Raw genomic sequence first — 12,959 nt, 5'->3', positions numbered from 1 at the left:
GCGACCAGTTGTGGTAATCATAACAATTATCATTTAGATGTCAACCATGCTTTTTGCCGTTTATCTGCGGCCGCATGTAGCCAGTTCGGCGTCTCAGAAGCTTGCACAAGAATTGGCGCGTGAATGGGGGCTGCCGGGCAGGCACCGGCAAAAGTGTGCAACTGACTTATGAGCCGCCTCCCTGGCCATTAACCGAATAGGCATAGCCTGGCTGCATTGGCGTTACTGAACGTTCTGCCGAGACGAGACTGCGTCCAGTTGCTCATTCAACAGGTTTTTGCGTTCGGCGGGCACCTCACTCCAATGCACGTCTAGCAGCGCGCCTTCGATGGCGTACAGCAACACTTTCGAAGCCTTGAAGCCGCGGCTGCGCACGGCACGGTAGGCAGCGACCGCACCCAGCCGGCGTAAATCGGCGGCACTGTGGATGCCGCAGGCATGCAGCCAGCGCGCGGACGTTTTGCCCAAGTTCCTCAGGTGCAGGAGTTCATCGTTCATCCGGCCTCCGGGCGGTATGTAAGGTGAACACTTCTGTGAGTGTAGCGCTGGCGGTCAGGTTCGCCGCCAGGCTGTCAGCGGGTGCGGTAATGCCAGCAGATTACCCAAATAAGCAGGCAAAACGTCGTTGGCGCCTCGCTTTGCTTTCCTCATTCGCCCTGCACATTTTTTGCCACTAACGGCGAATCGATAAGCTTGGGTTGGTGCAGGATGGCGCCTGGGTGGCTTAGCGGTGCCATCCTCCTGACGCGGCGGGCGGTTGGGCAAATGGCCACCGCACCACAGCGGCGATCGTTCAGATCCCCGGTAGCCGGCGGCGGATATCCTCGATCAAGGCGTCCAAGCTCGCCCCCTCATGGGTAAGCACCTGCCGCGCTTGCAGCGCTTCTTGCGGCGTGAGTGGGTCGCGGCTGGCCTGCTGCGTGGCGATCACCTCCAAGGTGGCGTCGGATGGGTCTTGCCCAGCGGCTTGGCGTTGGGCTAACCAGCTTTCGATCACCGCCTGCGGCGCCTGGCAATCGAGCAGCAGGAATGGCACGCCGCGCGCTTGGGCAACGCGTTCCGCCGCCTCGCGCTGGCTGCGCTTGAGGTAGGTGGCGTCGATCACCACTGGGAAGCCCGCGGCCAATACGCTGGAGGCAAGTTCGTGCAGGTGCGTATAGGTGGCCTCGCTGGCCTGCTGCGTATAGACGCCGCCGCTGAACAGGCGCTTGCGTTCGACGTCGGAGCGAAGGCGGATAGCCCCCAACGATTCGACCAGGCGCATGGCCACGTGGCTCTTGCCCACAGCCGAGACGCCGCTGGTAATCGCCAGCAGGCGTGAGGGGATGGCGCTGTAGCGTTCGGCGAGGTTGGCGTAGTTGCGGTATTGGCGCAGTGCGGTGGCTTTTTGCAATCCGTCGGCATCGGCCGGCATGCTGAATAAGGCGACCTTCGCCCGCACCAAGGCGCGATAGGCTTTATAGAAATTGAGCAGGTCCAGGCCGGCATAATCGCCAGTGGTTTCCAGGTAAAGGCTGACGAAACGCCGGGCCAGGCATTTGAGGCCGCGGTCTTCGAGGTCCATGGCCAAAAACGCGGTGTCGGCCCACACATCGGTGAAGCGGAAGGGCTCGTTGAATTCGATGCAATCGAAGATCACCACCTTGCCGTCGATCACGGTGGCATTGCCCAGGTGGATATCGCCATGGCATTCGCGGATGAACCCCGCCGCCTTGCGTTGTTCCAGCAATGGCAGCAAGCGGTCGAATTCGGCGCTGGCCCAGCCCTGCAGCGCATCGAGCTGTTGCAGGTCGGCCTTCTCGCTTAGAAAGGGGCGAATTTGCTCGAAGTTCTGCGTAACCGGCGCCATGACCATGGCCGGGGTGCCCTCGGCCCGTTCGAGCGGGACGCGCGGCGCGGCCAAGTGAAACTCGGCGACCTGCCGCGCCAGGGCATCGATATGGCTGTTACCCAACTCGCCGTTGGCCTGCAAGGTGCTCAGCAACTGGCTTTGTGGGAACTGGCGCATCTTCAGCGCGTATTCCACCACCGGCCCGCTGCCGGCCAATTGTGGCGCCTCGGCGCTACCGGTAATGGGTAATACCTCCAGGTAAAGCCCTTCGGTCAGGCGGCTGTTCAGGCGCAGTTCTTCTTCGCAAAAATGCTGGCGCGCGGCGAGCTCGGTGAAATCGAGAAAACCGAAATTCACTGGCTTCTTGATTTTGTAGGCGTACTCGCCGGTGAGGATCACCCAGGAAATATGGGTTTCGATGACCTGGAAGGTGTCGACCGGGTGCGGGTACAGCGCCGGGTTCTGTAACGCTGCGATCAGGGTCTGGCTCACGGAACATCCTTTCGTTGCCTGTATGTTTGAGCGACATTATGGCCCCTGGGCTGGTGCCTGCAAGCGTCTGTCCGGTGCCTCGGCAATATGCGTATAATCCGCCGCCATGACACGTACCCGATCCCCCCGTAAGTCCAAGAAACCTGCCACCAGCCGCCTGCGCTCCCTACTGGGGTGGGCCCTCAAGCTCAGCCTCGTCGGCCTCGTACTGCTGGCGGGTTTCGCGGTTTATCTCGACGCGGTCGTTCAGGAAAAATTCGCAGGTAAACGCTGGAGCATCCCGGCCAAGGTCTATGCCAGGCCGCTCGAATTGTTCGTAGGGCAAAAGCTTGCGCAGAAAGACTTCCTGACGGAACTCGATGCGCTCGGCTACCGCCGGGTAAGCGCTGTGAACGGGCCCGGCGATGCGGCGGTCAATGGCGGTACGGTGCTGCTTAATACCCGCGGTTTTCAGTTTTATGAGGGCCTGGAGCCGGCGCGCCAGGTGCGCGTCCGGTTTTCCGGCGACTTCGTAGCAGAGCTCAGCGGCGCTGGCGCAGAAAAGCTACCGGTGGCACGTTTGGAGCCTTTGTTGATCGGCGGCATCTACCCGAAGAACCTCGAAGACCGGATCCTGATCAAGCTCGATCAGGTACCGCCCTACCTGATCGACACCCTGGTCGCCGTAGAAGATCGCGACTTTTACCACCACTTCGGCATATCGCCCAAGGGCATCGCCCGTGCCATGTGGATCAACGCGTCGTCTGGGCGCATGCGCCAGGGCGGCAGTACGCTTACGCAACAATTGGTAAAGAATTTCTACCTGACCAACGAGCGCAGTATTACCCGCAAGGTTACCGAGGCGATGATGGCCATGCTGCTGGAGGTGCACTACAGCAAGCAGGAAATCCTCGAGGCTTACCTCAACGAGGTGTTCATTGGCCAGGATGGCCAGCGTGCCGTGCATGGTTTCGGCCTGGCCAGCCAATTCTTCTTCGGCCAGCCGCTGTCTGAATTGAAGCTGCACCAAGTGGCGTTGTTGGTGGGGATGGTCAAGGGGCCTTCCTATTTCAACCCCCGGCGTTACCCGGAGCGTGCACTAGAGCGGCGCAACCTGGTGCTCGACCTGCTGCAACAGCAGGGCGTCGCCACGCCGGAGGTAGTCGCGGCCGCGAAAAAAATGCCACTGGGCGTGACCCAACTCGGCAGCCTGGCCGACAGCTCATTTCCTGCCTTCATCGACTTGGTCAAGCGCCAACTGCGTGATGACTACCGCGATGAAGACCTGACCGAAGAAGGCCTGCGGATTTTCACCAGTTTCGACCCGATCACGCAAATGAAGGCCGAGGGCGCGATCCTCGACACGTTCAAGCGCTTCAAGGGCCGTAAAGGGCTGGATGACATCGAATCGGCAATGGTGGTGACCAACCCGGAGAGCGGCGAGGTGCAGGCGGTGGTCGGCAGCCGCATACCAGGCTTTGCCGGGTTCAACCGCGCGCTGGATGCGATGCGGCCGATCGGCTCGCTGGTCAAGCCGTCGATCTACCTCACCGCACTGGAAAAACCCAGCCAGTACACCCTCACCACCTGGATCAAAGACGAGCCCTTCTCGGTCAAGGGCGCCGACGGGCAGGTGTGGAGCCCGCAGAACTATGAGCGCAGCGCCAACGGTACGGTTTTTCTGTACCAGGGCCTGGCCCATTCGCTGAACCTTTCCAGCGCCCGGTTGGGCCTGGACCTGGGCATTCCCAATGTGTTCAAGACCATTGGTAAGTTGGGTGTGGCGGTCGATTGGCCGGCTTACCCGTCGATGCTACTGGGCGCCGGCGCCATGTCGCCGTTGCAAGTGGCGACCATGTACCAAACCATCGCCAACGGCGGTTTCAATACACCGATGCGGGCCATTCGCAGTGTGCTCACCGCCGAGGGCCAGCCGCTCAAACGCTACCCGTTCCAGGTACAACAACGTTTTGACGCAGGGTCTATCTACCTGCTGCAAAACGCCATGCAACGGGTAATGCGTGAAGGCACGGGGCGCTCGGCATACAACGTACTGTCGCCGTCGTTGAACCTGGCGGGTAAAACCGGGACCACCAACGACTCCCGTGACAGCTGGTTCGCAGGGTTCAGCCAGAACGCCTTGGCGGTGGTGTGGATGGGCCGCGACGACAACGGCAAGACGCCGTTCACCGGCGCCACCGGGGCGTTGCAGATATGGACCAGCTTCATGAAAAAAGTAGACCCGCTGCCGCTGGATACGCCGCTGCCGGGTAACGTGGTCAATGCTTGGGTCAATGCACACACCGGCCAAGGCTCGGCCGAGGGCTGCCCGGATGCGGTACAGATGCCGTATATTCGAGGCAGCGAACCCGCGCCGGGCGCCGCCTGTGGCGAAGGCTCCGAGTCGTCGCCGGCCGCCCCGGTGATGGATTGGATCAAGGGCTGGTTGAATTGAACGATGAGGAGCTGAAGTGAATAAATGGTGGTTTCCCGCGTTGGCGTCCCTGGCATTGCTGCACGGCTGTGCCAGCGTACCGCAGGGTTCGATCCCTGTGGTCGACCAAGGGCAGGTGGTTTCCAACGGCGAGGGTGTGGCCGGCAACCGCGGTGCCAGCACCTACCGCCAGCCTGCCGCGCAGCCCCAAGCCGCGCAGCAGGGTTCCGACGTGCAGGTGATGGTGCCGCAAGGCAGTAGTTCGCAGCCGATCACCACCGGTACCGCCGCGCCGCTCACCACCGGCGCTGGCTTCAGCACGGGGCCCGGGTTCTCCAGCAGCAGCGCCCCGGCCGCGCCGGCTGGCAACAGTGGTGCGGCCAATTCCACCACGGCCACCGCGCCTACCGGCATTCCTGGCAGCAACAGCGCTGGTGGTGGCCTAGCGGCAGACGAACAGCTCGACGGCCCGGTGTTGGCCCTGCTCACCACGGCCCAGCAACAACAGGGCGGCGGCGACTTGAACGGCGCCTCGTCCAGCCTGGAGCGCGCCCAGCGTATCGCCCCGCGCGAGCCGCAGGTGTTGTTCCGCTTGGCCCAGGTGCGCTTGGCCCAAGGTGACGCGGGGCAAGCCGAGCAACTGTCGCGGCGCGCCCTGACTTACGCCAATGGTCGCCCCGACTTGCAAGCGAGCTTATGGGAAACCATCGCCCAAGCTCGAACTAAACAAGGCGATGCGGCCGGCGCGGCGCAGGCCCGGCAACAAGCCAAGGTCAACCTCTGATGGACCCCCGCGTGCCGCGATTGGCCGAGCAACTGCTGTTGATCGAGCGCGAGTTGCGCTTGCAAGGCTGGTGGGGCGCCGAGCGGCCCGCCGAGCAACTGCTGGCCAGCGTCGAGCCATTTTGCGTCGACACCTTGGCGTTCGAGCAGTGGTTGCAATGGGTGTTCCTGCCAAGGATGAAAACCATTCTCGAGCAGGACCTTGCGCTGCCCAATGCCTCCGGCATTCTGGCGATGGCCGAGGTGGTATACGCCGACCGCCCGCACGCCTCACAAGGGCTGCGCGACGCGCTCAAGCAATTCGACGGGTTAATCAGCCGCGGCTGATCAGTTTTTGCAGTTGTCGTCAATCCCTTGTTGGGTGGTGGCGATTTGCTTTTGCCGCTCTTCTTCGGTCAGCCGGCGCATTTCGCCGTCCACTTCCATGCGCACGCGCGGATTGTTGTTCAATTGCGCCAGGTTAGTTCTGGCCTGCTGGCAGTAATCGTCTGTCTGTTGCTGTTGTTGCTGCACTTGCTGGCGCACCGAGGCATCTACGGCGCGCTGCTGGTTATCGGGTTTCGGCGCTGGCTCACCATCGCTATCGCCGGGCGGGCTGGCCGGCTGCGGCGCGTTGATCTGCACGGGCTGGGCGTTCTGCCCGGCTGGCGGCTGTGCGTCAAAATGGGTCACGCCCTGGGCATCCACCCATTTGTAGATCTGCGCGGCACTGGCATAGGTGCCCGCCGCCAAAACAATACTGGCTATGAGTGGTTTGAGGCGCATGGAGGCTCCGAAATGAGTTTAGCTGCCATAAAAGCTACCACAGATGAAGAAAAGCCACGGATCGCTTGACTTGCAGGGGGCTATTCACAACAATCCGAAGTCCGCTGTGAAGGGACTGCCAGAAGCAGACCCGCTCAGCAGATCATGAGGCGCACACCCGCGCCGACCTGTTTTACCCCGCAACGCGTTACCTCGCGCTGGGTGGGAGAACCCCGCAACATTCTGGGGCGTTCCCGATACTTGCTCAGTCAGTAGCTGACGTAGTCGGCGACCACCGTCGCTCATGCTCTGCTTAGCAGTAAACCTACTTAAGACCCGCTCGCGACGAGCGGTATTCTGGCGTGTTAGAGGTGAACAACGTGGAGCTCTTATCCGGCGCTGAGATGATCGTCCGCTTTTTGCGTGACGAGGGTGTCAAGCACATCTATGGGTACCCTGGGGGTGCTCTTCTGCATGTATACGATGCGCTATTCAAGGAGCCTGAGGTATCGCACATCCTCGTTCGCCATGAGCAAGCCGCTACCCACATGGCTGACGGCTATGCCCGCGCCACGGGCAAGGCTGGCGTGGTACTGGTGACCTCTGGCCCAGGGGCCACCAACGCGATCACCGGGATTGCCACCGCATACATGGATTCCATACCCATGGTGGTGTTGTCTGGCCAAGTGCCCAGCACTTCGGTCGGCACCGATGCCTTCCAGGAAACCGACATGATCGGTATTTCCCGGCCGATCGTGAAGCACAGCTTCATGATCAAGCACCCCTCGGAAATCCCGGAAGTGCTGAAAAAGGCATTCTACCTGGCCGAGTCGGGCCGGCCTGGCCCGGTCGTGGTAGATATCCCCAAAGACATGACCACCCCGGGCGAGAAGTACGAATACACGCACCCGCAAAAAGCCAAGCTGCGCTCCTACTCGCCAGCCTTGCGCGGCCATTCCGGGCAAATCCGCAAAGCCAGCGAGATGCTGCTGGCGGCCAAGCGGCCCGTGATCTACGCCGGTGGCGGGGTGATTCTGGGCGGCGCCTCGGCCGCGCTGACGGAACTTGCCCAGCAGCTGACCGCGCCGGTGACCAACACCCTCATGGGCTTGGGTTCATACCCCGGTTCGGATCGCCAATTCGTCGGCATGCTCGGCATGCACGGCAGCTACACCGCTAACTTGGCCATGCATCACGCCGACGTGATTCTCGCCGTGGGCGCGCGTTTCGACGACCGGGTGGTCAATAGCGCGGCGAAGTTCTGCCCCAGCGCCAAGATCATCCACATCGATATCGACCCGGCATCGATCTCCAAAACGATCAAGGCCGACGTGCCGATAGTGGGGCCGGTCGATAGCGTACTGGCTGAAATGGTCGCGACGCTTAAGGACATCGGCGAAGCGCCAAGCAAGGAAGCGGTAGCCGCGTGGTGGAAGCAGATCGAGGAGTGGCGTGGTGAGCGCGGTTTGTTCCCCTATGAAAAGGGCGATGGCAGCGTGATCAAGCCGCAAACGGTGATCGAAACCTTGTCGCAAGTGACCGGTGGCAACGCCTTTGTCAGTTCCGACGTGGGCCAGCACCAAATGTTTGCCGCCCAGTATTACCGTTTCAACAAGCCTAACCGCTGGATCAACTCCGGTGGCCTGGGCACCATGGGCTTTGGCTTCCCAGCCGCGATGGGGGTGAAGCTCAACTTCCCCGACCAAGACGTAGCCTGCGTAACGGGCGAAGGCAGCATCCAGATGAACATCCAGGAGCTGTCTACCTGCATGCAGTACGGCCTGGCGGTGAAGATCGTGAACCTGAACAACGGTGCACTGGGCATGGTGCGGCAGTGGCAAGACATGAACTACAGCAGCCGCCATTCGCATTCGTACATGGAGTCGCTGCCAGATTTCGTCAAGCTGGCTGAGGCATACGGGCACGTGGGCATGCGCATCACCGACCTCAAGGACCTCCAGCCGATGATGGCCGAAGCCTTCGCAATGAAGGACCGCCTGGTGTTTCTCGACATCGCGGTGGACATCAGCGAGCACGTCTATCCAATGCAGATCAAGGATGGGTCGATGCGCGATATGTGGCTGAGCAAGACGGAGCGTACCTGACATGCGGCACATCATTTCCCTGTTGCTGGAAAACGAACCGGGCGCGCTTTCCCGCGTGGTAGGGCTGTTCTCCCAGCGTAACTACAACATCGAAAGCCTGACCGTGGCGCCCACCGAAGACCCGACCCTGTCGCGGCTGACGTTGACCACCATTGGCCATGACGAAACCATCGAGCAGATCACCAAAAACCTCAACAAGCTGGTCGAGGTGGTCAAGTTGGTCGATCTGTCGGAAAGCTCGCACATCGAGCGCGAACTGATGCTGGTGAAGATCAAGGCGACTGGCGCCCAACGCGCAGAGGTCAAGCGCACCACGGATATCTTCCGCGGGCAAATCGTCGATGTGACGAGCAGCGTCTATACCGTTCAACTGGCCGGTACCAGCGATAAGCTCGACAGTTTCATCCAGGCAGTGGGTACGTCGTCGATTCTTGAAACCGTGCGAAGCGGTGTAACCGGGATCGCCCGTGGCGACAAAGTTCTGAGCGTCTAAACGCTTACCATTTTTGCAAGTGGCCTGTGTGGCCCAGATAACAACCAGGGGTATTTCATGAAAGTTTATTACGACAAAGACTGCGACCTGTCGATCATCCAGGGCAAAAAAGTCGCCATCATCGGTTACGGTTCCCAGGGCCATGCGCAGGCGTGCAACCTGAAAGATTCCGGCGTCGAGGTCACTGTCGGCTTGCGCAAGGGCTCCCCGACCGTTGCCAAGGCCGAAGCTCATGGGCTGAAGGTCACCGACGTACCGACCGCCGTTGCGGCCGCCGACCTGGTGATGATCCTCACCCCCGACGAATTCCAGTCACGCCTGTACAAGGATGAAGTCGAGCCGAACCTGAAGCAGGGCGCCACCTTGGCCTTCTCCCATGGTTTCGCCATCCACTACAACCAAGTGGTGCCGCGTGCCGACCTTGACGTCATCATGATCGCGCCGAAGGCCCCAGGCCACACCGTGCGCTCGGAATTCGTCAAGGGCGGTGGCATCCCTGACCTGATCGCCGTATACCAAGACGCGTCGGGCAACGCCAAGAACGTCGCGCTGTCGTACGCCGCCGGCGTGGGTGGTGGGCGCACCGGTATCATCGAAACCACCTTCAAGGACGAAACCGAAACCGACCTGTTCGGTGAGCAGGCCGTTCTGTGCGGTGGCGCCGTCGAGCTGGTCAAGGCCGGTTTCGAAACCCTGGTCGAAGCCGGTTATGCACCTGAAATGGCCTATTTCGAATGTTTGCACGAACTGAAACTGATCGTAGACCTCATGTACGAGGGCGGTATCGCCAACATGAACTACTCGATCTCCAACAACGCCGAGTACGGTGAATACGTCACCGGCCCGGAAGTGATCAACGAAGAATCGCGCAAAGCCATGCGCAATGCGCTCAAGCGCATTCAGGACGGCGAATACGCCAAGCTGTTCATCGCCGAGGGCGCCGCCAACTACCCATCGATGACTGCACGCCGTCGCAACAACGCGGCGCACGGTATCGAAGTGATTGGCGAGCAATTGCGTTCGATGATGCCATGGATTTCGGCTAACAAGATCGTCGACAAAAGCAAGAACTGACACGTTCAGTGCCCATTAAAAACGCGGCCTCGGCCGCGTTTTTTCGTTTTGCCAGCCAGGGTTCTGGTATAAAGCTGCAACGTTTGTAGCCTGGTGTAGTGCGAACGCACGCGGTGGGCACAGGTCGAATTTTTTAATATTGTTGCAAGGATTTATCATGAGCGAACGTCCCGAAGAGCCCAACCAGGCCGCTGACGCTGAGAGTTTGCTGCCTATCGATGAGCACATCGAAGAAGGGCACGATGCGCAAGGACGCAAAGTCCGCCATCGCGGTATTTACCTGCTGCCTAACCTGTTCACCACCGCCAACCTGTTCGCTGGCTTCTATTCGATCATCAACTCGATCAGCGCACAAAATGCGTTGAGCGCCGGTAATTCGGTAGAGGCCTCCAAGTACTTCTCCTACGCCGCCATTGCCATTTTCGTCGCGATGGTGCTCGACAGCCTCGACGGTCGCGTGGCGCGGATGACCAACACCCAAAGCGCCTTTGGCGCCGAGTACGACTCGCTGTCCGACATGGTCGCGTTCGGCATGGCCCCGGCCTTGTTGGCCTTCGGCTGGGCGTTGGGCGATATGGGCAAAGTAGGCTGGATGGTCGCGTTCATCTACGTAGCCGGGGCTGCACTTCGCCTGGCACGGTTCAACACCCAGGTGGGCAAGGCAGACAAACGCTATTTCATCGGCCTTGCCAGCCCGGCGGCGGCCGGTGTCGTCGCCGGTACGGTATGGGCCTTGAGCGACTACGACATCCCAGGCTCGAAGCTTTCGTTCCTGGTGGCGCTGCTGGTCGCCGCGGCCGGCATGCTGATGGTCAGCAACATCAAGTACAACAGCTTTAAGGAGCTGGACCTCAAAGGCCGTGTACCCTTTGTGGCGATCCTGGCGGTGGTGCTGGTGTTCGCCGTGGTATTCAGCGACCCGCCCCGCATCCTGTTGCTGATCTTCCTGGCCTATGCGGCGTCGGGCCCGATCCAGCACCTGCTGCGGATGCGCCGGCGTAAATGAAATAAACGCCCCCCAGCGCCGTCACACCTAGGATCGACCCTTAATCGGCCTGTGGAGGCGCCCTATGCTCATCAAGATGTCCAGGCCCAGCGACTGCAATGAGTCGCAGGTCACCCCGGAAGCCCTTTACCTCTCGCGCCGCCGTGTGCTCGGTGGGGCGGTATTGGCGGGTGCCGGCGCGCTGCTGCCAGGGCTTGCCATGGGCGCGGCGCCGGGCGCCTACGACGGCGTAGCGCCAAGCGCAGCCCCGGGCTGGTTCAGGCAAAAGCTACCCGACACGCGCTGGCAGGCGGTAACGGTGCAAGGCGAAAGCATCACGCCGTTCAATGACGCGACGCACTACAACAACTACTACGAGTTCGGCACCGATAAGGGCGACCCGGCGCGATACGCCGGCAGCCTGCCTACCGAGCCATGGTCGGTAGTAGTCGACGGTGAGGTAGGCAAGCCAGGCAAATATGCCCTGGAAGATTTCATGAAGCCCTATCAGTTGGAAGAACGCATTTATCGTTTGCGCTGCGTAGAGGCGTGGTCGATGGTCATCCCATGGTTGGGTTTCCCGCTTTCGGCATTGCTCAAGCAGGTCGAACCCACCAGCAAGGCCAAATACATCCGCTTCGAAACCTTGGTCGACCGGGAGCACATGCCGGGGCAGCGCTCGGGCTTCGCATTGATCAACTGGCCCTATGTAGAGGGCTTGCGCATGGACGAAGCGATGAACCCGTTGGCGATCCTGGCGGTGGGCATGTATGGGCGCGAGCTGGCCAACCAGAACGGTGCCCCGCTGCGCCTGATCGTACCGTGGAAGTATGGCTTCAAGGGGGTGAAGTCGATTGTGCGGATCACCTTGGTCGAGCAACAGCCGGCCACCACCTGGCAGCAGATCGCGCCGAGTGAATATGGCTTTTATGCCAACGTCAATCCGACGGTCGATCACCCACGCTGGACCCAGGCCCGTGAGCGGCGCCTGCCCAGCAGTTTGTTCAGCCCCAATGTTCGCGAAACGCTGATGTTCAACGGCTATGCCGACGAAGTGGCGTCGCTTTACAGTGGGATGGACCTGCGGGTGAATTACTGATGCGCTATCCCTGGTTCCGCCTGGCAGTGTTCCTCGCCATAGCGCTGTGGCCGGTGTATTGGTTGTACCAAGCGTGGATCTTTGCCTTGGGGCCAGACCCGGGCAAGGTACTGGTTGACCGGTTGGGGCTGGGCGCGTTGATCTTGTTGTTGATTACCCTGGCGATGTCGCCCTTGCAGCGGGTGACGGCCTGGGCGGGGTGGGTGGTGGTGCGGCGGCAGTTGGGGCTGTGGTGCTTTGCCTATGTGGCGCTGCATTTGGTGGCCTACCTGTTCTTCGTGCTGGGGTTGGCCTGGGCACAGTTGGGGGTCGAGCTCAGCAAGCGCCCCTACATCATCGTTGGGGCCGTGGCGTTTCTGATACTGCTGGTACTGGCGATCACCTCCAACCGCTATAGCCAGCGCCGGCTGGGGGCCAGGTGGAAAACCCTGCACAAACTTGCCTATGGGGTGCTCGGCCTCGGGCTTTTGCATTTTCTATGGATTGTAAGGGCCGACCTTAAGGAATGGGCGATTTATGCGGCGGTGGGCGGCGTGTTGCTACTGCTGCGCGTGCCGGCAATCAGCCGGCGGCTGCCGCGCCGGAAAAATAAACGGGCTTTTTCCTCGAACAAGGCTTGACGCTAGGTTCCAAGCCCCTATAATGCGCACCACTTCCAGCGACAACGGAACGCTAAACACTTTGTTTATCAAGGGGTTAGGGTTTTCGGGCTGCGGGAAGTGGTTTCAGTTCCCGGATTGAACGCGGTGAAAAAGGTGGTTGACAGCCGGTGTTAAGGCTGTAGAATTCGCCTCCCGCTTCGAGAGGTCTGAAGCGTGTCAAGTGGTTGAAGTTGAACGGTTTCTTCGAAAAGCTTCTGAATATTCCGCTTGACAGCAAGAGAGGTTAGCGTAGAATGCGCGCCTCGGTTGAAGCGAAGGCTCAACCCACCGCTCTTTAA

12 protein-coding genes are annotated in these 12,959 nt (G+C 60.7%); 9 read left to right on the top strand and 3 right to left on the bottom strand.

What is annotated here, in order from left to right:
* Positions 1–222: 222 nt before the first annotated feature.
* Positions 223–498 carry a TfoX/Sxy family protein gene (locus HAQ05_RS20240; protein ID WP_190423872.1) on the bottom strand — a complete coding sequence of 92 codons (276 nt, stop codon included), beginning with the start codon at positions 496–498 and terminating at the stop codon, positions 223–225.
* 295 nt (positions 499–793) lie between these two features.
* Positions 794–2,323, bottom strand: coding sequence for an AAA family ATPase (locus HAQ05_RS20235; RefSeq protein ID WP_190423870.1), 1,530 nt, complete (start codon positions 2,321–2,323; stop codon positions 794–796).
* 106 nt (positions 2,324–2,429) lie between these two features.
* On the opposite strand from HAQ05_RS20235, the gene mrcB reads away from it, so the two are divergent.
* From mrcB to HAQ05_RS20220, 3 genes are read left to right on the top strand one after another with little or no spacing between them, the layout of a single operon-like run.
* Positions 2,430–4,757, top strand: a complete 2,328-nt coding sequence (mrcB, locus tag HAQ05_RS20230; protein WP_190423868.1) for a penicillin-binding protein 1B — start codon at positions 2,430–2,432, stop codon at positions 4,755–4,757.
* 16 nt (positions 4,758–4,773) lie between these two features.
* Positions 4,774–5,520, top strand: coding sequence for a tetratricopeptide repeat protein (locus tag HAQ05_RS20225; RefSeq protein WP_190423866.1), 747 nt, complete (start codon positions 4,774–4,776; stop codon positions 5,518–5,520).
* Positions 5,520–5,846, top strand: coding sequence for a YqcC family protein (locus HAQ05_RS20220; protein WP_190423864.1), 327 nt, complete (start codon positions 5,520–5,522; stop codon positions 5,844–5,846). The genes HAQ05_RS20225 and HAQ05_RS20220 overlap by 1 nt, the downstream gene beginning before the upstream one ends.
* Here HAQ05_RS20220 and HAQ05_RS20215 read toward each other — a convergent pair whose 3' ends face one another.
* A complete protein-coding gene (locus tag HAQ05_RS20215) occupies positions 5,847–6,284 on the bottom strand; it encodes a DUF4124 domain-containing protein (protein ID WP_190423862.1) in 438 nt (145 codons plus the stop codon).
* A 359-nt stretch (positions 6,285–6,643) separates the two neighbouring features.
* Here HAQ05_RS20215 and HAQ05_RS20210 point away from each other — a divergent pair, with 359 nt between their 5' ends.
* The 6 genes from HAQ05_RS20210 to msrQ all read left to right on the top strand — a co-directional run bounded on the left by HAQ05_RS20210 (position 6,644) and on the right by msrQ (position 12,639).
* Positions 6,644–8,368, top strand: coding sequence for an acetolactate synthase 3 large subunit (locus tag HAQ05_RS20210; RefSeq protein ID WP_190423860.1), 1,725 nt, complete (start codon positions 6,644–6,646; stop codon positions 8,366–8,368).
* 1 nt (position 8,369) lies between these two features.
* On the top strand, positions 8,370–8,861 hold the full coding sequence (gene ilvN / locus HAQ05_RS20205; protein WP_190423858.1) for an acetolactate synthase small subunit: 492 nt from the start codon (positions 8,370–8,372) through the stop codon (positions 8,859–8,861).
* A 57-nt stretch (positions 8,862–8,918) separates the two neighbouring features.
* Positions 8,919–9,935, top strand: a complete 1,017-nt coding sequence (gene ilvC / locus HAQ05_RS20200; protein WP_190423856.1) for a ketol-acid reductoisomerase — start codon at positions 8,919–8,921, stop codon at positions 9,933–9,935.
* Positions 9,936–10,092: 157 nt separating this feature from the next.
* Positions 10,093–10,941 (top strand): CDP-diacylglycerol--serine O-phosphatidyltransferase, encoded by an 849-nt coding sequence (pssA, locus tag HAQ05_RS20195; protein WP_190423855.1) that lies wholly within the window; start codon positions 10,093–10,095, stop codon positions 10,939–10,941.
* A gap of 64 nt (positions 10,942–11,005) precedes the next feature.
* Positions 11,006–12,019: a protein-methionine-sulfoxide reductase catalytic subunit MsrP gene (gene msrP, locus HAQ05_RS20190; RefSeq protein WP_190423853.1), complete on the top strand. Its 1,014-nt coding sequence runs from the start codon at positions 11,006–11,008 to the stop codon at positions 12,017–12,019.
* Positions 12,019–12,639, top strand: a complete 621-nt coding sequence (gene msrQ, locus HAQ05_RS20185) for a protein-methionine-sulfoxide reductase heme-binding subunit MsrQ (protein ID WP_190423851.1) — start codon at positions 12,019–12,021, stop codon at positions 12,637–12,639. The genes msrP and msrQ overlap by 1 nt, the downstream gene beginning before the upstream one ends.
* The last annotated feature ends 320 nt before the right edge of the window (positions 12,640–12,959 follow it).

The organism is Pseudomonas typographi, assembly GCF_014694385.1.
GTDB lineage: Bacteria > Pseudomonadota > Gammaproteobacteria > Pseudomonadales > Pseudomonadaceae > Aquipseudomonas > Aquipseudomonas typographi.
This window is presented reverse-complemented; position numbering and strand designations above follow the sequence as displayed.